The sequence below is a fragment of the Haloarcula sp. H-hyl6 genome (assembly GCF_056934455.1).
This window is the reverse complement of sequence record NZ_JBRIIK010000004.1, coordinates 180,443-207,381: the sequence shown is the minus strand read 5'-3', so window position 1 is coordinate 207,381 and position 26,939 is coordinate 180,443. Positions and strand designations below refer to the sequence as shown.

The window sequence follows — 26,939 nt, the reverse complement described above, 5'->3', positions numbered from 1 at the left end:
CGACGAGGGAGAAACCCAGCACGGGATTGAAACCTCACGACGACGCCGTTGACGGCGAGGAGCGGTTCTGTCGCGACGAGGGAGAAACCCAGCACGGGATTGAAACACGACGAGGTCGTGGTCGCGGTCGGTGACGCGCGCGTCGCGACGAGGGAGAAACCCAGCACGGGATTGAAACACGAGCATCGTCACCGAGACCCAGGAGCGTCACGAGGTCGCGACGAGGGAGAAACCCAGCACGGGATTGAAACAGCGCCAGTGGCGCTGAGTCTGTCTACACGTATGCGGTCGCGACGAGGGAGAAACCCAGCACGGGATTGAAACAACAGGGAACTCCCGGTGCAGGTCGTCGTCGACGAAGTCGCGACGAGGGAGAAACCCAGCACGGGATTGAAACACGTCCTGTTCCTCGACTACGAGATTGAGGGCGGACGTCGCGACGAGGGAGAAACCCAGCACGGGATTGAAACGATGGCGTTAGCCCGGACGTCCGCCTCCACGGCGTCGGCTGTCGCGACGAGGGAGAAACCCAGCACGGGATTGAAACCGGTCCTCGTGGGTGTCCTCGAAGACGATTCGCGTCAGTCGCGACGAGGGAGAAACCCAGCACGGGATTGAAACAAGTCGAAGTGGGTCTCGTTGAACGTGCCGGTCATGTCGCGACGAGGGAGAAACCCAGCACGGGATTGAAACACGTACTGACACTCGGGGTCCTCGTGATAGACGGGTCGCGACGAGGGAGAAACCCAGCACGGGATTGAAACTATATCGACGTGGCCGACATCGAGGGCACGAGTACACAGTCGCGACGAGGGAGAAACCCAGCACGGGATTGAAACATATGTCGGCTAGGCATCGCCGACCACCTGTCTGAGTGTCGCGACGAGGGAGAAACCCAGCACGGGATTGAAACACGTCGACGTCTACGAGGGCGCCGCCATCTGGGATGAGTCGCGACGAGGGAGAAACCCAGCACGGGATTGAAACATGGAGCGCTCGGACGATGTTGTGGCTGCGACTGATGTCGCGACGAGGGAGAAACCCAGCACGGGATTGAAACGATGAGGCCCACGTTCGGTACGTCAGCTACAACTCGTCGCGACGAGGGAGAAACCCAGCACGGGATTGAAACACGTCTACCCGACGCTGCGGGACGTCCCCGACGACGTCGCGACGAGGGAGAAACCCAGCACGGGATTGAAACTCGATGGCATCGAGGGAGACAGTCGTCGGGTCGACGGGTCGCGACGAGGGAGAAACCCAGCACGGGATTGAAACAGGCACAAATCGGCTCAGCGAACTCAGTGACGGGTCGCGACGAGGGAGAAACCCAGCACGGGATTGAAACTCGGTGACGCGTCGACGATTCGCGGCGTCTCCGGTCGCGACGAGGGAGAAACCCAGCACGGGATTGAAACAGTACGTCGCGCGAACGAACGAACCGCCGGCAGTCGCGACGAGGGAGAAACCCAGCACGGGATTGAAACTCGCTGGGAACGGTCTCGAACGTCTCGTCACAGACGTCGCGACGAGGGAGAAACCCAGCACGGGATTGAAACGGAACGACGCCGCCGAGAGTCACGCCGCCGCCGAGGGGTCGCGACGAGGGAGAAACCCAGCACGGGATTGAAACACGCCGCCATTCTGGACGAGCTGCGTAAACGCGGTGTCGCGACGAGGGAGAAACCCAGCACGGGATTGAAACCTGTCGAGCGGGTTGGCGCTGCCCGTGATACCGTCGCGACGAGGGAGAAACCCAGCACGGGATTGAAACTGGGCGCGTCTGCGGAGAGAGTTCCGTCCCCGACGGTCGCGACGAGGGAGAAACCCAGCACGGGATTGAAACATTGTGAACGCCAAAGGTACGATAGCCGCGTGTAGGGTCGCGACGAGGGAGAAACCCAGCACGGGATTGAAACGCACATCCCTACGGCCTCCATCCGGACTGGTGTCCGGGTCGCGACGAGGGAGAAACCCAGCACGGGATTGAAACACGCTGGTGGTTCGAAGTTGTGGGACTCGCGACCGACGGTCGCGACGAGGGAGAAACCCAGCACGGGATTGAAACCGGACGGATGCGGCAGCTGAGGACCAGCCGGCCGAGTCGCGACGAGGGAGAAACCCAGCACGGGATTGAAACACGCTGGTGGTTCGAAGTTGTGGGACTCGCGACCGACGGTCGCGACGAGGGAGAAACCCAGCACGGGATTGAAACGAACCCACGGCCGAACCTGTGGCGGACGTCGTCGACGCGGTGTCGCGACGAGGGAGAAACCCAGCACGGGATTGAAACCGGACGGATGCGGCAGCTGAGGACCAGCCGGCCGAGTCGCGACGAGGGAGAAACCCAGCACGGGATTGAAACAGAAGTTGTCCTCGCCGGACTGGAGCACGAGTTGCCGGGTCGCGACGAGGGAGAAACCCAGCACGGGATTGAAACGGAGGCCGTCGACGTCGACGAGCGTGGCCTCAAGGTCGCGACGAGGGAGAAACCCAGCACGGGATTGAAACACGTCGAGAGTCGACACGTCGGGCGCGGTCGCGCGGTCGCGACGAGGGAGAAACCCAGCACGGGATTGAAACCTGATATCGAGATAGACGAGTACCGGGAAGAGTTCGTCGCGACGAGGGAGAAACCCAGCACGGGATTGAAACGTGAAGGACCGCCGCGTGTTCATCGCTGACGGCCGCGTCGCGACGAGGGAGAAACCCAGCACGGGATTGAAACACCACTTCGACGCGATGCAGCGAGAACACGAACCGTCGCGACGAGGGAGAAACCCAGCACGGGATTGAAACAAGTCTCGGTGGACATTCGGGTCCTATCTCAAGAAGTCGCGACGAGGGAGAAACCCAGCACGGGATTGAAACACAGTCGTTCCCGTCTCGTTGTTGATTAGATAGGCGTCGCGACGAGGGAGAAACCCAGCACGGGATTGAAACAAAACGCCCAGCATTTGAAAGAGTGCACGCTGGTACGGTCGCGACGAGGGAGAAACCCAGCACGGGATTGAAACCGGTCATATCGGCCGGCGAGACGCTCGACTCGCTCGTCGCGACGAGGGAGAAACCCAGCACGGGATTGAAACACGGACTCACCGGTTCGGTCGACCACCTCGGTCAGCGTCGCGACGAGGGAGAAACCCAGCACGGGATTGAAACACCGACGACGCCGCGCTACTGCTGGTCTATCCGGTCGTCGCGACGAGGGAGAAACCCAGCACGGGATTGAAACACGTGCGTGGCTTCCTCGACCGACACCTCGCCCGTGTCGCGACGAGGGAGAAACCCAGCACGGGATTGAAACTCGGGAAGACGACGACGGCGGCGAACCTCGCACACGTCGCGACGAGGGAGAAACCCAGCACGGGATTGAAACTGCGCGTACTGCATGAACCAGCGCTCGCTGAAGAACGGTCGCGACGAGGGAGAAACCCAGCACGGGATTGAAACTAGCCGAGTTCGGGAAGGATGGTTGCCGAGGTCGTCGGTCGCGACGAGGGAGAAACCCAGCACGGGATTGAAACCTTGTGACTCCGCCGACTCACTGTCGATGAGTCGCAATGTCGCGACGAGGGAGAAACCCAGCACGGGATTGAAACAACTCGTCGGAGGTTGAGCGATGACGCTCCGCGCGGTCGCGACGAGGGAGAAACCCAGCACGGGATTGAAACAGCCAGCAGGCTTCGTGTTCGACGCTCCCGTGACGAGTCGCGACGAGGGAGAAACCCAGCACGGGATTGAAACGGAGATAAATTGCGCTGACTACGGCGTGCCCCAGACGTCGCGACGAGGGAGAAAACCAGCACGGGATTGAAACGTGGAAGCCGCCGTCCGCGGCCGCGAAAAGACCTCTGTCGCGACGAGGGAGAAACCCAGCACGGGATTGAAACATAGCGCCGTCGGCCGACCGCCAGACGACACGGCCGTCGCGACGAGGGAGAAACCCAGCACGGGATTGAAACACGTCGTCCTCGCCATCACCGACAGCGAGGGCAAGCGTCGCGACGAGGGAGAAACCCAGCACGGGATTGAAACCTGCCGGCCGCCGCAGCCCCGAGGCCGACGGCCTTGTCGCGACGAGGGAGAAACCCAGCACGGGATTGAAACTCGTCGCCGTCGCCGCGTCGAACACCTCCAGCGCCGTCGCGACGAGGGAGAAACCCAGCACGGGATTGAAACGTCGCTGCTCTACCTCGCGGGCTCACTCGCCCGCGCAGTCGCGACGAGGGAGAAACCCAGCACGGGATTGAAACAATCTCGTCGCCGCTGTCGCACGGAGACAGTGCGGAGTCGCGACGAGGGAGAAACCCAGCACGGGATTGAAACGGGTTCAAGCCACTGCCCCCGCTACAGATGCAACAGTCGCGACGAGGGAGAAACCCAGCACGGGATTGAAACCTATTGAGTGGGCCGGGCAAGACCTGCTTGTCGACGGTCGCGACGAGGGAGAAACCCAGCACGGGATTGAAACCGTACAACTGGAGCGCCAAAGTCACCGACGGCGTGGTCGCGACGAGGGAGAAACCCAGCACGGGATTGAAACGTTTCAATAATCTTATTGAGTACCGATTAGCCGCAAACTGTCTACACCGTCGCCAGCACGTGCTGGTACCCGGCCTGCGACGGCGTCGGCCGCAGCGTCAACCCGGCCAGCGCGAGCTCGCGCAACACTTCGGGCCGCACACCCTCTCGATCACGCAACACGGCATCCAACGTCCACGCGTCGTACTGACTCGCGTTTGGCGCGACGACGTCGACGGCCTCGGTCGCTACCGAATCACGAATCGACCGGGCAGCTCGCCGCACCTGCTTCCGCTCTTCGACGGTACAACTCATGACTCGACACCTCGCACGAGATCGCCGACCAGTGAGCCGCCGACACGGGGACCGTCGTTCCAGCCACGCTCTACTCGCGTGTACTCACACCAGTCACCGAGCGTCCGGAAGGGAGTGTGTGATAGTTCGACTTTCTCGGCGGCGGCGCCTTCGACGACGACCACCGCTTGCTCGTAACCGTCCCAGTAATGCGCGCCGCCGGCGCCGTCGACGCCGACGAACAGCGGGCGCTGGGTGAGTAGTTCGCGTGCGGTACGTTCTTGAGGATTGGCTTCTGATTTCGGCATGGGTTTGGTCTAGAACCCACGCGCCTCGGTGTTCCAGCACCGGGGCGATTTCCTGAAGGAAACCGGCCAGCGACGCGTGTGTTCTTACTCGATACTCAATAGCGCCAGGATCATAAAACTTTACCAGTACTGGTTAAAGATGGCTGTCATCGATATCAGATCGTCCAGAGTGTGAATCTTTTTGGACTTCTTTGACGCCTTCTGCAGTAATTACCCAGTATCCAGGGTCTTGATCAGAGATGACGAGATTGCCATTTTCGTAATCCTCGGCGTCAATCCGCTCTACAAAGCCCTCCTCACGAAGTTCCCCTATATAGTTCTTCAACGAACCTTCGCCAAAGTCAACACCCCGATATGCAAGGTTTCGGTAGAGTGCTCGCTTGGGTAGAGCTAGACGCGTCTCTTCCATAAACTCCAGAACGCGCCGTTTGCGCTCTTCTTTAGACGCCACATGTGTGTCGTTGGGGGCCTGTGCAAAGACCTTACTGAATCTGTCATCGCTCTTATTTTCTGGGCAATCATCTCCATTTCTGGCCATATTTTACCAGTATGGGCAAAGCACTAAGTGGTTGCGCACTGCACAGTCCTAGCAAGGCCGACGCGTCGCTCCTCGGGCGTCATTCGAAAACCGAGTGCGACGCCGTGCACCACCACGGGCGCCGCGTCGGTCAAGCACCGCATGCATACACTTGCCCCGGGGAGGCTTGAAACCTCCCCACGGTTAGCGACGCATCGACCATCAACTCTCGATCCAACCGCACCCACGGCCGCCCAGCCACTACATGGCCGACCCATAGCCGCCACTCGGCGGCCCCTCGCCGTCTGGACACCGCCACAAGCCCGCACTAAACCACCCAGCCACCCGAACGGACCCGCCAGCCACGGCTCCCCAACAAGCGCCGAACCGCAGGACTGGACCCCGGCCGGAGTCTCTTGGGCTGGTGCACTTACTGAAACGACGACCTCACCGGGGTCCAAGCGATACGTTACCATTCGACAGGGAAAAGGCTTGGACCGAATATTTGGGTGTCCCGCATCCCACCCAGGTCGACTGGCCACGCTCCACCGACGACCGGGCGGTGGGATGCAGCTGAGCGAAAACGGCACCGAAGCTATGGATTGGGGTGTCAGTCGCCGGCGGCGCGTGGTCGACGCGGTGTGCAACCGGCGACCGAGTCAACCCTCAGCGGCTGCTTCTGATAAACGGCCGAAACTGGTTGGCAGTCCCACCGCGTGTTTATGGCCGGCCGCGGCCAGCCAACGGCGCCCCACCGACGGTGGGATTGAGCACGCCGCCACTGGTCGAGGCTCGCTGGCATTGGCCGCGGTCGGGCTCGCCGACGGGACGTCGACAGGGGCCACGCTCTGCGGGGGCTGGTGGCCTCGTACCGCTCATCACGTGGACTCCGGTTGGCCGTCGGGGGTCGGGGATGTGGGTCTGTGTTGGAAGTGGCCCCGACAGCCAGGTCGAGACTGGCACCTGCAAGCTACTAACCGATGGGGATGGTTCACACCCACACTAACCGGGCCCGATGTCGGTACTCCGAGCGTATCCCACACGTGTGCGCCCGCTGGTGCGACGCGGCCGGCCCCCCACACTCCCGTGACGCGTGGTGGGACGAACTGGCCCGGACGATGCGTCGCCTCGACACGGGCTGGGCAGGATGACGTGGCGCTGGGGCCTGCCTCGCGAGCCAGCCCCAGCGAGCAGTCGGGTGCCGGGGCTGGGGGGGTCCGCTGGTCGGACAGTCCCCGACACCCGGCCGATGGCTGCCGAGGCTGGCGGTATAATTCCTGTCGACCGTTTGCAACATTCCTAGCAGTTAAACGACGGCTTATCCCCCCGACGGCGGGCCCGCCCGCAGCGACGCGTCGCTGGCCAACGGACGGTGAGCAGGGCGGCGTGGGCGCCGACGAGCAACCACTGACAGCGGTCGTGGAGGCAGCATGACGACCGACAGCAGTGGCGACGATCCCACAGTCACCGACACCATCCGCGTCTGCCCAGCCTGTGATCGCCCGTGCATCCAGAGCGTCGTCGGGACGAACCTCGACGCCGACGGCGTCGAGCACGACTACCGCTGCCGGAGCTGTTCGGCCACGTTTGACGAGCCGGCCACACGCGAGCGTCAAGAGCCGTCCCATCCCGGCTATCTGGCTGGCACACTTCTCGAGCTGGATCCCGACGCTGTCGGCGACGGCCAGCTGGCCACTGATGGCGACGACGCCGATGCTGGTGACGACGACCAAGTGATCACTGATGGCGGCACGGACCAGCCTGCCGATGGCCCTGACGACGCAGTCAACGACAACCCTGCCCAGGCACTCGACGACGCCTCTGACGACCCGGAGCATCCGATCGTGACCGACGGCGGGTGGTGGGCACCTGAAGATCCGGAGCCAGATGCCCACGAGGAGTGCCCAACCGTGCCCAAGAGTCACGTCGCCATGTCGGCCGACGTCGGGTTCGTCATCTTCAACAAGGCCACCCCCACCCAGTGGCTCGCCTCCGATTTCACCGTCGAGCTCCCCACGCCGCCTACCGATCAGGAGAAGTCGCGATGACTGCGAGTCGAGGGCGTCGGCTGTCGTGGGTCGCCTCTGTGTCCGCCCCGCTGTTCGCACACAGCCGGACCGCCCGACCAGCCCGGTCGATCACACCGTCCGGTCGCGAGCGAACTCGTCCCGTCGGCGTCGGGGCCGTCTCAGTCGGCACCCGACGCCACACCCACGGGCATCGTCTAGCCTCCACCCAGTCTGCGCGGCCGTCGCAGCCAGCTCCTGGCGTGTCGGTGGACCATGATGCCCGTTACTGGCCCGCTCGGAGCCGATCCGAGCCCCTGCTTCGTTCAATGTCCAACACTCAGACCCAGCTTTCCAGCCACGATCACGACCGTGTCTCGGCTACTGACCACCCCTGCGAGCAGGCCCGCGAGACACGCCTCGGCCACGGGTTCGTCGTGCGAGGCCCAACTGACCACACGACGGCGCCCCTCCCAGCCGGCCGCCACCTCGCCGAGCCAGTGGCTCACCAACGTCCCGATCACCGTGGGGCCGAGCGGACGGCCCCACGGACACACCAATGGTCGCTGACGGTGGGACACAGCGCTCCATCCATGACAATGGCTGTGTGCCAGCGCCCAGTTAGATGCTGGACGGCCACGCGCATTACGTCTGTCGCCAGCGCACACGCTGTTGCCGGTAATCTCGACGGCGATGCGCGCACAATGGCCCCAGCCACCAAGTGGCTGCTCCCGACTGGCAGGTGGCGGCCACGGGCTCGCCGGCCCGAGGCAGTGGGTCAGAAACGGACGCTGGAGGGGTCGCGACACAGAGGGTGGTCATGGATCGTGGCTGTGTCCCAGCGCCCACGTCCAGTGTCCACTGCCAGACGTATCATAGTTGGGCCGACCCTGATCCTGACGGCGACCCGGAGTGCTGGACGATACAGCCGTGCCGTCAGCCGAGGTGAGCGACGATGAACAGCCACCAGCCCAGCTGGCGGCGCCGTTGCTCAGCGTTTGGAAACGGGGACTCCAGCAGTCGATGCTGTCAGAGGCACGAATCCACAGGCGTTGTGGTGACTGTCTGGAGTCCTAGAGGGCGCTACGCTGGAGGTATAGATAGCTGTTGCTGTGGATTCGTGTCGGCCCGGTGTCGAAACGACGGACCGCCCTATCGCCGAAAGCGACAGGGCGCACCATCGTCTGCCTCTGACAACCAGCCAGCACAACGCAATCCGCCCTGTGCCAGCACAGTGCTAGAGGTGGGCCAGCGTAAATGTACTTGCCGTTGCCCGAGAGAACGCCGACTCACCCGCCACCGTCAGATTCCGCTGCGTCGTGGCGATTCGCCACGGCGCTCCCTACTGGCCACGCAGCGACCACGAAGGTGGGGCCCGACACCAGCGGTCGAGAGGCCAGGTGTGCTCCCAGCATGCGCCGCAGGACGTTGCGGGGCGCTATCGACGCCCCGCTCACGGAGGTGGGAGGCTAGATCTGACGCCATTCCCGCTCTCACTCGGGAGGTGGGCCACCTATGACGGTCACGCGGTGTCCCGCTGTCGGCGAGGTTGTCGCCTGCACCGACCGCGAGCGTGCCCCACGACTGCTCGTCACTCGCGTCGATGACACCGAGGAGACCGTCACCGGCGTGTTGCTCGCCGAGTTAGCCGAGGAGACCATCTGGCGGCTGCATGCCTCGGTTGATGATCGGCTCCACCGCGAGGACGTGACGATCGCCGTTCGGCGCGCCACAGGACTCCCGACGGAGTGTGTGGCCTGGGATGAGTGTCGGCCGCTGGCGGGCCCCGGTATCGAGGGTTATGCGCTCCGGGAGCGTGAAGAATGACTCGCGCTGGACTGTTCGATCTGACGCGCAGGCAGGAGTGGACCCTGACTGCCATCGGCTGTCAGAGGCAACGGACCAGTCAGGGCTGTAATCGGATAGATTGCTGTGGCTGGAATAAGCGTACGCGTTGGCGTAATACTCCAGCAAGCCCAGCGGGAGTACCAGACCGTCGGACACAGGGACCGGAGAGCAGTCTCCACCGTGCCTCTGACAACGCGGATGCTCGCACCGACGGTATCTGTTGGCTAGTTGTGAAAAGATGCCAGCTAGCTGTAGTGAGGGTCCTCGATCAGTCCCGCCGTCGTCCAATTCGAACCTACCAGCAGAGGGCTGGCACTGGCCCGCTAGGGAGTGGCGGTGGTGACGGAACGAAGACTCGCACCACCCGCCCACAGACGCAATGCACCGACACGTCTGTCGGAGGGCCGTGCGGGTCGCGGGAACGGCGGGATGGCCGTCCGGGGAGGGTTCAACCCCCGGACGGCCGCCAGACAGGGGCACACAGTCGATTGCACGCGGTCGTGCCAAGACGCAGACGCCGTTACAGGGCCCCGTCTGTAGACCGGGGCCCCGTGTGTCCTTTCGTCGAGACACCTGCTAAGTATACAGTCGGTAACCGGAGGAGGACTGCTGTCGTGCGATCGGCGCGTGGACACGCAGGTCGGCGTGACGGCCTGCCCGTCCTGTGGCGCCGAGCGCCCCGAGCAACCGGCCTTGCCCAGCTACCGGCAGTAGCGGTGAATAACGAACGGTGGAGCCCCACTGTAAACGGCCGCATACTGATGATGCAGCCACGGCTGCACCGGGGCCGACGCCGCGCCAGCGGCCCGTGGGTGGGGACACGATCCTACGGTCCTCGCTTGCCCGTCAGCTTGGTTGGTGCGGGCGAGGGCTTCGCGCGCCCGGGCAGTGCAGGAGTGTGCCGGCTGTGGCACGCGGCCCGACTCGAGCGGGGTTGTCTGGCGTCGGCGACAGCGTGTGCATGCACGGCGCCGACCACGCAACACCGGTCGGGCTGGCTACACCAGCGGCCCATGGACTGGACGCATGGATCACATGGGGCGGTCCAGGCGACGTGGCTGCCGCTCGGCGCGACCAGTCCATCTAGCGCGGTGACGGTCGGCGACGATCGGCGACCGCCAGCATCGCCAGGTGCTGCCGATTGCCAGCCAGTGAGCTGCGACCCGTCTGCCGAGCTGTGTACTCCATGGCGACTGCCGACATCACGATGGCCCAGACAGGCCGGGCTGGTCGCCATCAGCGGGTGTGGACTGACGCTGCGAACACAGCCGCTAGCCAGTGCCCAGCAACAGAATCTGGCCCCGACGACCGACGGCTGTCAGAGGCACGACAGTGGTCGAGGCCGTAGCTGTATGTCTAGCATTCACATACGTAAACCTGTGGATAGCCGTACAATATTGCACCAGCTGACGGCGCCGAGACGCCGCCAGCTGACTAAACTGCCCGTCGCCGCGAGTGCCTCTGACAGCACGACTGCCTGCGAGTGGGTACTCAAGGACTCATCTGATAAGCATTGTGGAAATGGGATCACACTGACAGCATCGGCGCCGCTCACGTCTTGGCCACCGCGAGGCGTGTCACAGTGGCGATCGCTGCCTGGTCAGAGGCGTCGGCGCGACGGGGGTGGTCGGTGATGGCCCAGCCAGCCCCCGCCAGTCGTTCTGCAGACGACACACCGCCCGGCCAGGCCGTCCAGTGGCGCCTTCGCTATCGGGTCGGCGACCTCGTCCACTACACCGAATGGAGCAGTGAGTTCGCCGCTGTCGAAAATCTCTACGAGCAGTACCGTCGTGGGGAATATGGCCACGATGTCGTCATCGAACGCCGGACAGAGGTCGAGTGATGACGAACCACAGCACCGACAGCGGCGACGATAGCGACGGTGTTCTGGGTGGCGGCCCGCGGCACCGGCAGCGGCGAGCAACATCGCTGTCGCGCTTGCGTCGTCTGGGCGGACTGGAGCAGCATCAGTGAGCCAATAGTGCGACATCCACCTCTCTCAATGCGACATACCACCACGACAGGGAACCCCAGCGCAAGCAGCGAGGTGGGCTATCGCCCCTTCGCGATTGCCAGCATACTCCGTGGATCTGACACGGTGCGCCTGCGAGTGATACGCTCGGCAGCACCTGCTGTATACACCGCTGGAGGTGAGCACCGATGACGTACACCGTCGTCGGCTGTTCGACGTGCCAGTCACTGTGGCTCCTCAAGGACACCAGCGAGGAGTCAGCCACCTGTCCAACGTGTGGGACCAGCCACCGTCGAGCGGAACTTAGAGCGCTCGCACAGGCCGACGATCGAGAAGTGGCGAATCAGCAACGCACTGCCCTGTTGGCCGATCGGGCGGGGGCCGGTGACGCCGATCTCGATCCGTACTGGGAGCAAGCGACGCGGGCGCGCGAGTCAGTCGTCGACGATCGTGCCTATCTCAATGGCCTTGGCCTCGACCCTGGCCTTGTCGAGACGCTTACCGACGACGGTACAGCCACCGACGCCACCGAGCGGGCGGTTACTACACGCACTCCGGAGACTGGCCCCGACGTTGAGGTGCCCGTCGCCGACCGGCCACAGCTGCGTGGGTCAGGCGACGGTACACAGACGACTGGGATCTCGCTCGTCCAGGCCGACGGGCAGCTCGGGATCGCCGGTCGAACCTATCGTGCCGTGAGTCCCCGTACCTCCGAGTGGCTGGCCGACGTCGTCGCCGAGCTTGTACCGTCGACGGCGCGCCTCGTCCAAGATATCGCGCGCGAGCGCTACGCCTTCAACTATCGCGATCCCAATGGGGGTGCCGGCGCCGTCGCGACGCTGATCCACGAGGAGTTGGTGGGCAACATCGCCCAGCTCGACACCGCCGTTGCCGACACGGGCGCTATCGAGGAGGCACGGTCCTATCTCGATGCTATCGGTCGCTACGCACTGCTGTGGGCCGACGACGTCTACCGCGTACGCCGCGGTTTTGAGGGTCGTGAACAGTTCGACCGAATTATACAAACACTTGACACGGTGGGCACTAGTCGTGGTCAGTTCAATGCTGGCGTCGATGCGATCCGGCATTCGCTTGCGGCGCTGCATGCGGAGCGGGCCACGCCACTGTCGCTGACCTTCGTGCTCGATGGCGCAGAGTGGACGGCCGCCAGCAGCGAGACGATCAAACGGGCATTGGCGGCCTTCGACGCCCTTGCAGACGGGTTCGATGTTCGGTTGTGGCTCTCCCCTGACGTCCGCCACCGGCTGCGCCGGCTCACCACTAGCGCGCTCGGAGGCGATTCGCCCGCATGGGCTGACCGCTTTGCCTTCCTTACTGCGCCCGCCCAGACGTCCCGCCGGCCAGGCACCACGTCGACTTCGCCAGACGACTCAGATGTGGTCGAGGAGGCCTGGGCGTTCGTCGAGGCCAACCGGACCGAGACGGGGTTGCTCACACTTCTGGCGCAGCTGGATGCCGATGGCGAGCGCTCTGTCCGCGCGCTGAAGCGTGATACCCAGATCGACTACGCTGCCGCCAGTATTGACCGCTATGTGGCCGACTTGGAGGCCGCTGGACTGGTCACCATCGACCGCACGTACACGTCGAACCGGCTGTCGTTGACGGCACTGGGGGCCGCAGCTCAAGCGTATGTGACGTCTGCTGGCGAAGTCGTCCATCCGGATCAAGCTCGACTACCGAATGCGTCTTACCGAGACCCCTCAGCATCTCACAAGTACAGTGTAGCACCCCACGAGACAGGAGGGTCCCACCACCCTCCGGCCGAACGGTGGTTGGCCGACACCGGCGACCCAACTGAGGCGGGCTACGTCCAGTTCCTCGGCGACGCCGCTGGCCCTCGTGAGGTCGAACCCCCGGTCCTCCACCGCCGTATCCTGGCTGGGGAGCGTGTTTCGGGAGTGACCTTCGCCGATGCGGACCTCATCGACTGGACGGACGACCGTCAGGCACCGACTGGCGATGGGCGGGTCACCTATACGTCGATTTTTGACGATCACGCGCTCCTGGTTACACAGTGGGGTGGCCCAGCACACACGATGGCACGTTGCTGTGCTGGCTTACTCAGCCAGCGCATGCTGAGCAAAGCGTTGAGTATCGACACCGTCGGCCCGCAGTTCGAACAGTTGCACGGTGGTGTCGACGCGTTCGACACTGACCTGCAGGCCGTTCTCGTGCGGGCCCAGCAGATCGGCTGGCTTTCCGAGGCCGAGCTCGAGCACTACGACAACTGGCGGGATCGGATTGGTGCCGTCCGATCGAACGTTCTCTCGAAGCTCGGGCAGCTGGGTGAGTTGGACGCTGCGTGCCGTCGTGAGCTGTTCAGGGACTTGCATGGCCTTCTAACGTCGGCGACGCATCTGTACTATGCCGCCGGGATCGACGTCACGATCAACGTCCGTCTGCCGCGGGTTCAGGAACTGCGGGCGAACGACGCGGCGTTGCAGGATTTCCTGGATTTCATGCGCTTTACCGTGACGAAACAGGCTGGTTACGAGGACGAACGAGGCTTCCACAGCTGGTACCGGATGTGTGTCGAAGACCGGCCTGAGAAACTGCAGGCTCGCGCTGCGTATGCCGTCGACGACGCCGACCCGACGGCGGAGCTGACAGCGTCGTGGCTCCTCTCCGGGCCCGACGTCTCGTCGCTTCAAGAGCCCGTTCAGGACGCGATCGACGCGGAAGCCAACCGTCTTCGCGACCGAATCGACCAGGGCATCGAGGACGCGGCGACGCTGGCGCTCCCGATGGCCGACGCCACTGCGCATGCGCATCTCCGGGGGCTGGTTCGGGAGATCGCCGACCGCAAGGGATTCTACGAGCCCCAGCGCCAAGATCTGGATCGGTTGACCCGCTGTCTAGAGGCTGCCCTCGCCACTGAGGACCGTGGGCCGGATCCGTTCCTCGTCGCCGATGCGCTACATGCACTCGAAGCTCGGGACACGCCACGAGATCGCCTTGATACCTGGGCGGTTCAGAACGCCCTCGCCACACTCCCACACGAAGCGATCTTCCCAACGCTCCCGCCGGCCGCCCGGCGCATGCTGGCGGCGCTGTTTGCGAGCGACGCCCCACTGGACCGGCAGGACCTTATCGACGTCACCTCGGCGAGCTCTTACGGTCGGCATCATCAGACTCTGCGGGCGTTTTTCCTCGTGGAAGCCACCGACGAGGGCTTCGTCGCTCATTTAGAGCCCTGGTGGGCCTCGACGACTGACGAGCGCACGCCCTATCACGAGTCCCACCCCATGCCACAGCCCCAACCACCGGGTGGGTATATCAAACAGCCGGCGCCGCCGACGTCGCCCGGCGCACTCGTCGTCGAACTCATAGCCGAAACCGCATTTCTCGACATCCCGCCGGATCGGTACTACGAATTCGGGGCGCGCCTCGATGAGTGTGAGTGGCTCCTCGATGAGCTCGGCCTGACACGGTGGCGCCCCATTCTGAGGGCATACTGTAGTGAGTGTGTCGAGGCATCTGTCGAGTCGGGCGCAGATGCCACTGGAGTCCACCTTGGGCCACAGCGACCACAGTATCGAACTGAGCAGACGGTGTTGCATGGCTAGTGGAGCACGGGTCGACGACCTTCTGCAACGATCAAACCACAGAAAACACTTGCATACTGCCATTGAAGTCTCGATAACGCCCATCGGATATTGTATTTGGGCATATATTCATATTCTAAAGATAAATCCGGAGGAGTTTGGGTAGATGGGCGTGGTTAGTAATGAAAAGGCCCCCAAAACTCAATATGTGTGGTATAGTTAGTAGGGTAGGGATAAATGATATCATACGCACGTATGAGGAAACACTAGATGAAAATCGTATTGTTGATGGCATGTGTGTCTGGTTAGAATGGGTCTGAAAAAGATCGCTCGAATGATAGCTCGCCAGAGAAATTCAGATAACAACTACGGCCGTAATGTGTCTGAGCACTGCATAGCAGCATACTCTCTTATATATAGTAATAAATGTACACCTGATATTACTAAGGTCTTCTACACCGAATGGCTGGATTCCGTCGGGGATCAAATCTAACGGGTGTACTAGTGTTACCGTCTTGTCGGTGTCACATTCAAAACCACGACTTCTCACCCGCTCCTGATCTACGATTCGTCCCGTTTCCAGGGCCGTCTTCTTGGACTGATATGATTCTCGCTATCGCATATTGTTCCTCTATAGAAAACAATTCTCAGAACGCCTGATAACTGCAAGTAGAAGGTCTTGAATTGGTCCAAAAGAAACTAACTGGTTTTCCAGGGTTGGAATATTATATTGGATAGAATCTCGACCAGCAGGGCAAATCGCATCTCGTTCTCAGGTGCTTCATCTACTTATCTGACCGTTGTCCTTCTATTGCTTCTCGCTCAGTAGGCTTCTCTCAGCTCTGAACTCTCGTTCTCTGATGCCGTCATCATCAGCTTGTTGCCGACACATTCTGAAAGTAGCGCTAGTCATTTCTTGCAGTAATCGGTGATCGTCATAGGCTGTTGTAGTCTGTTCGCTATGAGTAAAACTGTGTCCCCCTCGTTCCTCGTAAGACTATTTAAGCCGGTCACAATAGCGAACGATTTAATTGATGGTGGGTGCTAGGGCATGGTATGACAAATACTGACGACCGCTTCCCGATTCAATCTGGGAAAACAATGCTCGACGTCATCGAAACGCTGCGAACGCTTGACGAGGCTACGGTCACCGAAATCGCGGAGGACCTCGATATTTCGAAGAGTACCGCGTACAACCATGTAACAACGTTACGTAGTGGTGGATACCTTCGGAAGGAGGGTTCGATGTATAAACTGTCGTTCAAATTTCTTGAAATAGGTGACTACTCTCGCCGCCGTAACGACGTCTACGAAATCGCCCGCCCCGAAATCGAAAAGATGGCAGAAGAGACGAACGAGGTAGCGAATCTGATGTTTGAAGAGAGGGGACAGGGTGTCCACATTTACCGGTCCCGAAACCAGGTCGACATCCAACTTCCGAATAAGCCAGGAATGCACGTTCCGCTACACTGTACGTCTCTCGGGAAAGCTATCTTGGCGTTCCGCTCAGAGGACCGTGTCCGAGAAATCGTGGGTGAACATGGACTCCCGCCACGGACTGAGCATACAATTACAGACGAGGAGGAGTTGTTCGATGAACTGGCCGAGGTACGTGAACGTGGGTTCGCCCTTGATAGGGAAGAAAACATGCTCGGTCTTCGCTGTGTAGCTGTTCCAATTCAACACGACCATCGGGTTATTGCTTCAATTAGTGTTTCCGGGCCGAAGCGGCGGATGAAAGATGATCGGTTCCACGAAAAGGTCCCAGAATTGCTTCTCAGCAAGGCTAATGTCATTGAATTGAATTTGAGAAACCTATCTGAAAACTGAATCCATTGGAGTAATCTTTTTATACACGGCGAGGTGCATATAGGGTGAGGTATGACCACTGAACTCGAGGGGATAGTCCCCCCAATAGTGACTCCGTTTGATGAGGATAGTGAAATAATCGAATCTGCTCTTCGAGAGGAGATACAATATCATTTGGACGCGGGTGTGCATGGCATCTCTGTCGGAGGGAGTACCGGTGAAGGGAATGCTCTCACTCTCGAGGAACACACTCAAATTTACAATATTGCCGTTGACGAGGCTGACGGTGAAGTTCCGGTTATTGCTGGTGCGATTGCGACTAGTGCCCAGGAGGCTGCGGAAAAGGCTGTCCGGGCGCGTGACGCTGGTGCTGACTTCGTTATGGCTACGCCCCCTCACTACATGACACCCACCGATGAGGGGCTTATTGAGTACTTTCAGGCGATTGGTGACGCCGGGGAACTCCCGATTCTCATCTACGACGTTATTGAAGATGTCGACGTCACTGCGGAGTTAGCAGATGAGATGGTGGACCGAGTCCCTGAGCTGTATGGAATTAAACAAAGTGGGGGTGACTTCCACGGCCTGTCTAACATGCTCGATACGGTCGGGGATGACCTGCAGATCATCAGCGCACTTGACGATTTACTCTACCCGTCGTATCAACTCGGCGCGAAAGGGGCTATCGCGGGCGTGAATGCGATTTATCCACGCATCAGCGTTGAACTGTGGGATGCTGTTCAAGAAAATGATCTTGAACGAGCTGAAGAACTGCATTTCGCCACGCAGCAACTTGCTCGTACGGCGGTTTTGAATGCCCAACTGAACTTCCCGGGCAGCGTAAAGGCTGCAATCAACCTCCTCGGGCGCGAGGCGGGCCACGCACGTACGCCGATCAAAGTCCCAACTGGAGAGAAGGAACGCGAGATCGAAGCGGCCATTGAGCACATGCGCGCTCAGGGCGTCTACGAAAACCGGTAAAGACACCGTAGCTGTTCTCGTATTCCGTCATATTTGAGGACGGCTGGTTCGCGACTGGTCACTCAATAGGAGATAGAAACCGACCGCTACAGGATGCGTTCTCCGTTCGCGGTAAAGAGCCAAATGTTTTCATGCTCAATTCGAATTGAAAGTGTGTCACCTTCGGTAATACTTTGTTGATTAGCGAGAGCTACCAATTCCCGCCCGCTTGCATCTAGATAGAGAGCATCTCGATCTCCGAGGTGCTCGATGACCTTTACTGTCGCAGTGAAATCACCTGACCCGTCTGTGACTGTGAGGTGCTCAGGACGGACACCAAGCGAAACTTCTTCTCCATCGGTTAGATCTGTGTCAGCGGCCTCCAGCGAGAATGAGGTGACGTCTGTCTTGACTTCGAGACCCTGTCCGTCGCGCTGAATCTGACCGTCGATGATATTTGTCGATGGAGATCCGATGAAATTCGTGACGAACAAGTTCTCTGGATCATTGTAGATTTCGCGGGGGGTACCAATCTGCTGGACCTGCCCATCATTCATGATGATTATTTTATCACCCAGAGTCATCGCTTCTTCTTGGTCATGTGTGACAAAGATCATCGTTGTCTCCAACTCATTTTGCAGCTCTTGAAGCTCGATCCGCATCTTATCACGCAGGTTCGCGTCAAGCGCCGAGAGCGGCTCGTCAAGCAGGAACGCGGCAGGTTCCATCACCATCGCGCGCCCCAGACTTACCCGCTGTTGTTGGCCGCCAGAGAGTTGACCCGGTTGCCTATCGAGAAGATCTTGGATGTCGAGAATTTCAGCAGCCCGCTCGACTTGTCGTTCTTTTTCTTCTTCTCCAAGATTCGTTTTCATATCCAGTCCGAAACGGATGTTCTCACGGACGGTCATATGCGGGAAGAGAGCGATACTCTGAAACACGAACGCAAGGTCCCGGTCCTTGGGTTTGTGATCAGTTATCTCTTCACCGTCGACGTATATGTTGCCTCCATCTGGAATTTCGAGGCCAGCGATACACCGTAGTGTGGTGGTCTTTCCACACCCGGAAGGGCCGAGAAGCACAACAATTTCGTCTTGGCTTATATCAACGCTCACGTCGTCAGTAGCGACGATAGTCCCGTCCTCAAAGGTTTTCGTTACGTTTTGGAGACTAATGTGTGCCTCATCTTCGTCTGCTTGGCCATCAATACTCCTCTCTTTGGGATTCACCGTCATATGGACGAGGGGTTTGTGTGTTTAATATATATGCTTTATTCTGTGTGTCCGTCACTTGGGCCATGTCTCCCCCGTCACCTGCAAGACTGTACTTGGGGCCGAAGCTCACCAGATATTGTCGTCTCCGAAGAGCTGGGTGTGTTGTCTGTTCGCCGACGTGGTGGAACGACCGCTGAGGCCCTATTGATGCCACAATAAAACTCCAATCTGAGTGTCATTTGAATACAATAACATATTTATATTGTTAGCGAAAACCCTATTTTGCACCATGACAGGTAATAACGGGCAACGCAGCACCGTTAGGAGCAGCGCGATGAACCGGCGGCGCTTCATCAAATCAGCAGGCGTTTCCAGCGTCGTTGCACTAACTGCAGGATGTTCGGGCGACGGCGGAGACGGTGGCGGTAGCGGAGACGGCAGCGACGGCGGTTCGAGTGGCAATTCCGGTGAAAACCTACCATATGAGGGAGTTACTTTCGAATGGTGGGACATCTGGAACACCCAGTCGAACTCTATTCGACAGTTCCTCGAAGAAGAGAAAAAGGCATTCGAACAGGAGACTGGCGCCACCATCGAGGTGAACTGGAGTGGTTACGGCTCGATCGCTGATGGCACGTGGCTAAGTAATTTTGATGAGGGCAACTATCCGGTTTTGGCGTCCTACGGCCACGACCTGAGCGGCGCATTCCACGAGGGTGGCTGGGCGACCTCGTTTGCCCCGTACTTCGATCAGATCGAGGATGAGGTTATGGATCAGATCGAGTGGCAGCGTACCGGATTGGAGTCTGGTTTCCGCGGGTACGGCGGAGATATCCTCCAGCTCCCAGTCAGTATCCAGACTCTCTCACCGCTGGTCGCACGTGTTGACCACTTCGAAGAAGCAGGACTCGACCCGGACTCGGACTTCCCCCCGGAGAGCTATGATGACCTGGTCCAAACCGCACAGACGCTTAAGTCTGAAGGGCCAGGCAACGTTGGCTTCCAGCCGCTCAGCGCGCAGTACGACGCAGTGAACACATACAACGTCCACTGGTCTGTAGCGCTGAACGGCGCTGATGGACTCATCCTCAACGACGATTACTCGGACACCAACCTCGATTCGCAGGCTTGGAAAGACGAACTCAGTCGATATGTGGGGGCGTACACTGAACATGGGCTAGGTGACCCCGGGACGCCGTCCGCGTCTGACGAGGAACAGGTTGCGGGTCTCGTTAGCGGTGAGGTCAGTATGTCCTACTACGAGTCACCCAATCACCCGACGATGCTGGACCGGGCCCCGGACCTTCTAGAAAACGGAACGATTCGATATGCGCCAAGCTTCGGAGGTAATTCGGGGCAGCAAGTCATCTGTAGTTACAAGACCTTTGGGCTCATGAATGCACCTGACGGTGTTGACGAGTCGACTTGGAGCAAGCGTCAAGAAGCGGCCGTTGATTTCGCGACTCGGTTCCTTAAACCAGAAAAACAACGTATGTGGCCCGAAAGCGCAGGGTTACTCCCCATTCGGGAAGACATGTATAGTCAACTTGAGGAATCGTCGGGCCCACACAACTTCGTGTCTGCGTCAAAGAAAGCCCTCGATACAGTTGAACACACATTTGGTGGTCATCCGCAACTCGCCAACATCATGTTCAACACCATGCAACCATACATCCAGCAGGCTTTCCAAGAGCAAATAACGCCCGAGAAGGCAGCTGAACAGGCCGCTTCGGATGTCCGTGAACTGCTCTAGTTCATTACACCCTTGATGACACGGTAGCTCACCGCGAACTGCGATCCGCGTCTGGTTTGCGCCCTCACACAGAGTGCTGCTTCCAACGGCACCACTCTGTTCGACGCCAACTGAGGTGACGATTCTCGGCAGAGATATCTAGGACGTATCTGGCCGTCAGCGATTCCAAGGAAAAAACTAATATGCTCTCACATCACGTACTCGATTATGGCCTCTGTTTCAGAGACCGAATCAGTACTCAGGCAACGAGCCCAACGGGGTTATCGAGCACTCGAAAATCACTGGTTTGAGTATCTCTTGTTCGGTCCGACACTCCTGTTTATAGCACTGGTTCTGTGGGTACCGTTTCTGAATGGTGTCTGGATGAGTTTCCACGACTGGCCGTTGGTCGGTGAAATCAAGTGGGTCGGACTCGGCAACTACGTCGATTTGCTCACTTGGGAACCGTTCCACACCTCACTCCGAGCCACGGCGATATTCTCACTCACGACCGTCGTCCAACTTGTCACCGCTATCGCTGCGGCCCTCCTAGTTAAACACAGAAATCACTTCACGAACCTCCTCAACGTCATATTCATACTTCCGTATACGATGCCTGGTGTCGTTATCGGCAGTATCTGGATATTTTTATTGAATCCTTCATTCGGCTCCTTCCAGAAGCTTCTCTTGAATTCTGGAATCTTGCAGGAGCCTATTTATTGGGCGTCGAACGGTGAACTAGCGATGCTTGTAATTATGTTTGTCACCACCTGGAAATTCTGGCCGTTCGCATTCCTTGTCATATATGCCACCCTTGAAAACATCCCTGACGCCCACTACGAGGCCGCTCGAATGTACGGTGCCAACCGGTGGCAGTCGTTCTTCCGAGTGACACTGCCTCAGCTACGGAGCGCTATTGTCATTGCATTCTCGATTCGGTTCGTCTGGAACTTAGTCAAGGTCTCCATCCCCATCCAGATGACTGGCGGTGGGCCTGGATTCGATACGTCAATTCTGGCGGTGTTCCTCTACCAGTATGCCCGTGAAGCACAGGCACTCGGTCGAGCTTACACCGTCGGGCTGATTCTGTTCGTGATCACGATTGTGTTTATCGGGTTGGTCATCCGGACCTTCCTGTCCTCGCAGGACACGGAGGTGGCAGCATGAGTACTCGTAGTCGCGATCGTTGGGATTATGCGTTCCTTGGGTCCGAATATTTGCTCCTCGCAGTTCTCATCACTGTCATCTTACTCCCATTTGTATTCGCGCTGTCGGTGTCGTTCAGTCCGTCGAGCGAGATTTATGGGCCACCGACTCTTCTCCCCCAAGAACCAACCCTGGAGCCGTGGACGCTCGCATTTGAGCAGCTCAGTGGCGATTTAGTGAACAGTTTCCTCACCGCCACTGGGACCGCGATTCTTTCACTCCTCATCACCATTCCTGGGGCGTACGCATTTGCACGAACTGATTTCCCCGGCAAGCGATTGAGCTTCTATTTCATCGTCGTTGCCCTGCTGTTCCCGTACGTTATCCTCATCTTGCCGATTCAGTCTCTATGGTATGATATTGGACTCTACAACACAATTCCTGGACTATGGATCGCCTATCAGACGTTCGTCACGCCGTTTGCTATCTGGATTTTGCGTGACTTCTTCAAGAAGCTCCCCGCGAACATTGAGGAAGCCGCGCAGGTTTACGGCTGTACCCAGTTCACGGCGTTCGTTCGAGTTATCTTGCCGCTGTCCTGGCCAGCTGTCGCCTCGGTTGGATTCCTCGCGTTCCTTATTGGCTGGAACGACTTCCTCTTCGCGAACATGCTGATCTCCGGAAACGGGCCACAGACAGCTGTCGTCACTCTGTATAAATTGACAACTGGCGGAGAACAGACATTCTGGGCTCGTCTGATGGCCCAGTCGTTCATCATCGGCGGGCCGCCCGCTGTGTTGTATATGATTGCCCGCCGGAGTCTAACGAGCGCCTTCGCGGTGGAGTAAGCCGATTCGCGGCGCGTAAGCATTCTCTCATTCTCACCACCAAAAATTTTATATTGCATGAAGATAGATTTGTTGAGTGTTCGTATGAAGAAGCTCATTAACCAACCGTCTGCAGTCGTCGACGAGATGCTCGACGGGTTCGTCAGCGCACATTCGGATCAAGTACGACGCCTCAAAGACGAAGATGTCGTGGTTCGGGATGATGCCCCGGTTGACGGGAAGGTCGGCATTGTCACAGGTGGTGGGAGCGGTCACGAACCAATGCACGCTGGCTTCGTCGGTGAAGGCATGCTTGACGGTGCAGCGGCAGGGGCCATCTTCACCTCACCGTCTGCCGACGAGATGGGAGAGATGATAGACGCATGCGACGCCGGTGAGGGTGTCCTTTTGGTCATCAAGAACTACGAAGGGGACATCATGAACTTCGACGTGGCAACTGACCTCGCCTCCGACGTGGAAACTAAACGTGTCATCGTCGACGACGATGTCGCTGTGTCTGAGGCGGAGGACCGAACAGGACGACGTGGCGTCGCTGGTACCGTATTTGTCCACAAGATCGCCGGAGCGAAGGCCGCTCAGGGTGGCTCACTTGATGAAGTCGCGTCGGTCGCGGAGAAGACTGTCGAGAATGTCGCCTCGATGGGTGTTGCACTTTCGTCGTGTATTACACCTGAGAAAGGCGAACCGACGGTCGATCTTGATGAGGATGAAATTGAACTTGGAATCGGTATTCACGGTGAACCGGGCGTAGAACGGACTGAAATGCTGTCGGCTGATAAGATCACCGACGAACTACTTGATCCGGTTGTCGACGACCTTGGCCTTAGTGCTGGGGATGACTGCGTCGCGATGGTCAATGGACTCGGCGGAACACCACTGAGTGAACTTTATATTGTCCATCGCCATCTCCAGCAACGCCTTGACGAGCAGGATATCGACCTCCACGACGCCTGGGTGGGCGAATACTGCACATCACTCGATATGGCTGGATGTTCGATAACCCTGCTCAAGCTTGATGACGAACTACGGGACCTGCTCGCCCATCCCGTTGAGACACCGGGGCTGACGATCGCTGACTGATGACCGACGATACTACCTTCGTGGTCGATGTGATTGAGTCAGTCGCTGATCGCCTCATCGCTGAAGCGGATATGCTGACTGAGTTGGATTCACAGGTGGGTGATGCTGATTTCGGTGCCAGCATCCGCCGCGGCGCTACAGGGGTTATAGAAGAACTCGAATCAAACGAGTTCGAGAATCCTGACGAGGTCCTCGACAGTGTCGGTCGAACCCTCATCTCGGAAATGTCTGGATCCTCTGGGATTCTGTTTGGAAAGTCGCCTATGGAAGCTAGCGATGCGTTCGCTGACGGCGTTGATTTCGATAGCGTCGTCACGTTCGCAGAACGCTACCGAGACAATGTCGCGGAGCAGGGTGATGTCTCACTCGGGTCGAAAACGATGTTTGACGCCATTCAACCCGCAGTATTCGCGCTCAAACGTGCGCAGGAACTCGATGATGTCACGCCTGTGGAAGCCTCTGCACAGGCAGTCAAAGCCTGTGAGTACGGGACCAGTTTCACAATCCCGTTGCGTGCGAAGAAGGGGCGGGCCTCCTACACCGAATGGCGATCTGTTGGCTATCTTGACCCAGGAGCAGTCGCCGTATTACTCATATTGCGCGAGATTCATGCTGCTGTCGAAAATGAACACGACAAAACGGTCGAACCGTATCTCCCAGGATCTCTAGGCGACGTGCTCTCCTGACCCACTCTCATATCCACGTACCTTGGCCCTACTGATTCCGTCATGGGTAGCGAATGAGCGGAATCTGTGGTCTGTACGTTACTGTCTGTCCCAGAGAGTCGGAGGGTGATACCGACTCAATCCTCGGTTTTACTGACTGATATTCTGTTGGTCCGCCAGCGTGTTCGACCCCCATACAGAACGTAGGGACTGAGGGAACCGTAACGTCAATATAGCTGACCTGACAACGTCTTGCCGATGTCGGAGACCAAGCAGAATTACATTGACGGAGAGTGGCGTACGTCGAACACTGGCGACACCATCGCCGTTCAAAATCCTGCGAACCCAAGCGAAATTGTCGCGGAGTACCAGCAATCTGACGCAGACGACGCAGCCGAAGCCGTTTCGGCCGCTGTTACCGCACAGGATGCGTGGGCCGACATGCCGGCCCCTGAGCGTGGGCGTATTCTCCGCGAAGCGGGCGCAAAACTGTCTGACCGGGCGGACGAATTAACGACGATGCTGGTCGCTGAAGAGGGTAAAGCTCGTGTTGAGGCGGCTGGGGAAGTACAGCGGGCCGTCGACATTTTCTATTACTTTGCCACGAAAGCAGCTGAACTCGGCGGCAGTATGAAAGCCCCTAGTGGGCAAGACGCAACGCTTTATACGCGAACCGAACCGGTCGGAGTCGCGGCACTCATTACACCTTGGAACTACCCTATCGCCATTCCAGCGTGGAAACTCGCACCTGCGCTCGCTGCTGGCAACACTGCCGTTCTCAAGCCTGCATCGATCGCGCCCGGCGTCGCCATCGCTATCGCGGAAGCGCTCGATGAGGCCGGACTCCCTGACGGCGTCCTCAACGTTGTGACCGGTCCTGGAAGTTCGGTCGGCCAGAGCATCATCGAACATGAGGGAACGGACGCCGTCTCTTTCACTGGAAGTGGTCAGGTGGGCGAAATGGTGTACCAACAGGCAACCGACGCCGGCAAGCGCGTTCAGACCGAACTCGGCGGTAAGAATCCGACAGTTGTCGCTGACTCTGCGGATCCTGCAGAAGCAGCAGAGATTGTCGCCACAGGTGGGTTCGGAACGACCGGCCAGTCCTGTACCGCCTGCTCTCGCGCAATAGTCCATGAAGACGTCTATGACGACTTCGTTGCCGAACTTGTTGACCGGGCTGAGTCGGTAGACGTTGGACCCGGATCCGACCACGAGATGGGCCCACAAGTAAATGCTGCTGAGCTGAATTCAACGATCGAATACATTGAAATCGCAGAACAAGAGGGAGCGACGCTCGTTACAGGTGGCGAGGTACCCGAGGGCGATGCGGTCGCGGACGGGCATTTCGTGGAACCGACCGTCTTCACTGATGTTAGTAATGACATGCGGATAGCGAACGAGGAAGTCTTCGGCCCAGTCATTGCCGTTATTGAAGTCAGTGATTTTGAGGAAGCTCTTCATGTGGCCAATGACGTCGACTACGGTCTTTCGGCCAGTATCGTTACCGACGACCACACAGAGGCTAACCGCTTCGTTGAACAGGCTGAAGCCGGCGTAGTGAAGGTTAACGAGAAGACCACTGGTCTCGAACTCCATGTTCCGTTCGGAGGATTCAAAGACTCCTCATCGGAGACGTGGCGCGAACAGGGTGATGCTGGCCTCGACTTTTACACCATCGAAAAGACGGTCTACGATAACTACTGAGACTGAGTAACGGATAGGTGTAGTTCTCCGCTAAGACAGCCATTCCTACTTCGATTTCACCGAATCTCTACAGATGAGCACGGTGAGTGCCTCAGAGCTTGACCCTGAGACGGTTCACTCTCACTTGGATTGCTCCCCCTTCAACCAAAATCTCATTCTGAAGCCATACTCAAAAGGCTATTATATATTTAAAATAATTAGAATTAGATTAAGTAATCTAAAACGATCTTCTAAAATCTAGACTCATATTTCGCATAGGAGAGATTGTATACGACATTCCACTTTATCTGCCGATTCTATAGCAGGGTTTTTGGACTTCTGATGATTACTATCTTCATTCTAAGATAAGAAGGTGAATGGCTAACCAAAAGTCGGCTGATGGCCCAGAAATTGTTGGTTAGCATGCCGTCGACCTACGATGTCATCGTCATGTACTGGTAACCCGGCTTGGGATGGTGTCGACCGCAAGATCCGCTCGATAAGTGTGAGTTCACGTAACGCTTCGAGCGGGACACCCTGACGGCTTTGCAACACGTTGTCATACTGGCCCGCTTTTGGCGCAAGAACGCAGACGGCCTGCCGGCGGCTTCAACTGCCCACGGGCCTGTCTGTAAACACTTCTGGCGTCAATTCCTTCGCAGTCACACAGCACTGCGTGGTGTGTTTAGGTCCGCACTGACACGGGTTCGGGGTGACAACTTCGACAGTTACCGTCGCTACGGAATCACGAGTCATCCTCGCGA

Annotated in this window: 16 protein-coding genes and 1 CRISPR repeat array (1 of these 17 cut by a window edge); of the genes, 12 read left to right on the top strand and 4 right to left on the bottom strand. The window is 58.8% G+C overall.

Going from position 1 to position 26,939, the window contains the following annotated elements:
• Positions 1–4,546: direct repeats of the CRISPR family, unit length 37 nt; unit sequence GTCGCGACGAGGGAGAAACCCAGCACGGGATTGAAAC (it extends 509 nt beyond the left edge of the window).
• A gap of 41 nt (positions 4,547–4,587) precedes the next feature.
• From Hhyl6_RS21610 to Hhyl6_RS21600, 3 genes are all read right to left on the bottom strand, one after another.
• Positions 4,588–4,839: a hypothetical protein gene (locus Hhyl6_RS21610; protein ID WP_483741313.1), complete on the bottom strand. Its 252-nt coding sequence runs from the start codon at positions 4,837–4,839 to the stop codon at positions 4,588–4,590.
• Positions 4,836–5,126, bottom strand: coding sequence for a hypothetical protein (locus Hhyl6_RS21605; protein ID WP_483741312.1), 291 nt, complete (start codon positions 5,124–5,126; stop codon positions 4,836–4,838). The genes Hhyl6_RS21610 and Hhyl6_RS21605 overlap by 4 nt, the downstream gene beginning before the upstream one ends.
• Positions 5,127–5,259: 133 nt before the next feature.
• The gene (locus Hhyl6_RS21600; protein ID WP_483741311.1) at positions 5,260–5,664 is read right to left on the bottom strand and encodes a hypothetical protein; all 405 of its coding nucleotides are present in this window, start codon (positions 5,662–5,664) and stop codon (positions 5,260–5,262) included.
• Between the two features lie 1,409 nt (positions 5,665–7,073).
• On the opposite strand from Hhyl6_RS21600, the gene Hhyl6_RS21595 reads away from it, so the two are divergent.
• The 6 genes from Hhyl6_RS21595 (at position 7,074) to Hhyl6_RS21570 (ending at position 17,825) form a co-directional block, all read left to right on the top strand.
• Positions 7,074–7,691 (top strand): hypothetical protein, encoded by a 618-nt coding sequence (locus Hhyl6_RS21595; protein ID WP_483741310.1) that lies wholly within the window; start codon positions 7,074–7,076, stop codon positions 7,689–7,691.
• 1,473 nt (positions 7,692–9,164) lie between these two features.
• Positions 9,165–9,476 carry a hypothetical protein gene (locus tag Hhyl6_RS21590; RefSeq protein ID WP_483741309.1) on the top strand — a complete coding sequence of 104 codons (312 nt, stop codon included), beginning with the start codon at positions 9,165–9,167 and terminating at the stop codon, positions 9,474–9,476.
• Positions 9,477–11,130: 1,654 nt separating this feature from the next.
• On the top strand, positions 11,131–11,340 hold the full coding sequence (locus Hhyl6_RS21585; protein ID WP_483741463.1) for a hypothetical protein: 210 nt from the start codon (positions 11,131–11,133) through the stop codon (positions 11,338–11,340).
• A gap of 317 nt (positions 11,341–11,657) precedes the next feature.
• On the top strand, positions 11,658–15,056 hold the full coding sequence (locus Hhyl6_RS21580; protein WP_483741308.1) for a DUF5817 domain-containing protein: 3,399 nt from the start codon (positions 11,658–11,660) through the stop codon (positions 15,054–15,056).
• 1,035 nt (positions 15,057–16,091) lie between these two features.
• Positions 16,092–16,865 (top strand): IclR family transcriptional regulator, encoded by a 774-nt coding sequence (locus Hhyl6_RS21575; protein ID WP_483741307.1) that lies wholly within the window; start codon positions 16,092–16,094, stop codon positions 16,863–16,865.
• A 51-nt stretch (positions 16,866–16,916) separates the two neighbouring features.
• On the top strand, positions 16,917–17,825 hold the full coding sequence (locus Hhyl6_RS21570; protein ID WP_483741306.1) for a dihydrodipicolinate synthase family protein: 909 nt from the start codon (positions 16,917–16,919) through the stop codon (positions 17,823–17,825).
• 86 nt (positions 17,826–17,911) lie between these two features.
• Here Hhyl6_RS21570 and Hhyl6_RS21565 read toward each other — a convergent pair whose 3' ends face one another.
• Positions 17,912–19,039 carry an ABC transporter ATP-binding protein gene (locus tag Hhyl6_RS21565; protein WP_483741305.1) on the bottom strand — a complete coding sequence of 376 codons (1,128 nt, stop codon included), beginning with the start codon at positions 19,037–19,039 and terminating at the stop codon, positions 17,912–17,914.
• A 268-nt stretch (positions 19,040–19,307) separates the two neighbouring features.
• Here Hhyl6_RS21565 and Hhyl6_RS21560 point away from each other — a divergent pair, with 268 nt between their 5' ends.
• The 6 genes from Hhyl6_RS21560 to xacF all read left to right on the top strand — a co-directional run bounded on the left by Hhyl6_RS21560 (position 19,308) and on the right by xacF (position 26,196).
• Positions 19,308–20,771 (top strand): extracellular solute-binding protein, encoded by a 1,464-nt coding sequence (locus tag Hhyl6_RS21560; RefSeq protein ID WP_483741304.1) that lies wholly within the window; start codon positions 19,308–19,310, stop codon positions 20,769–20,771.
• A gap of 207 nt (positions 20,772–20,978) precedes the next feature.
• Complete coding sequence (locus Hhyl6_RS21555; protein ID WP_483741303.1) at positions 20,979–21,917, top strand: carbohydrate ABC transporter permease; 939 nt, start codon at positions 20,979–20,981, stop codon at positions 21,915–21,917.
• Positions 21,914–22,744 carry a carbohydrate ABC transporter permease gene (locus Hhyl6_RS21550; RefSeq protein ID WP_483741302.1) on the top strand — a complete coding sequence of 277 codons (831 nt, stop codon included), beginning with the start codon at positions 21,914–21,916 and terminating at the stop codon, positions 22,742–22,744. The genes Hhyl6_RS21555 and Hhyl6_RS21550 overlap by 4 nt, the downstream gene beginning before the upstream one ends.
• An 84-nt stretch (positions 22,745–22,828) precedes the next feature.
• Positions 22,829–23,824 (top strand): dihydroxyacetone kinase subunit DhaK, encoded by a 996-nt coding sequence (gene dhaK, locus Hhyl6_RS21545; RefSeq protein ID WP_483741301.1) that lies wholly within the window; start codon positions 22,829–22,831, stop codon positions 23,822–23,824.
• The gene (gene dhaL, locus Hhyl6_RS21540) at positions 23,824–24,510 is read left to right on the top strand and encodes a dihydroxyacetone kinase subunit DhaL (RefSeq protein ID WP_483741300.1); all 687 of its coding nucleotides are present in this window, start codon (positions 23,824–23,826) and stop codon (positions 24,508–24,510) included. The genes dhaK and dhaL overlap by 1 nt, the downstream gene beginning before the upstream one ends.
• A gap of 237 nt (positions 24,511–24,747) precedes the next feature.
• Positions 24,748–26,196: a 2,5-dioxovalerate dehydrogenase gene (gene xacF, locus Hhyl6_RS21535; protein WP_483741299.1), complete on the top strand. Its 1,449-nt coding sequence runs from the start codon at positions 24,748–24,750 to the stop codon at positions 26,194–26,196.
• Positions 26,197–26,939 lie beyond the last annotated feature (743 nt).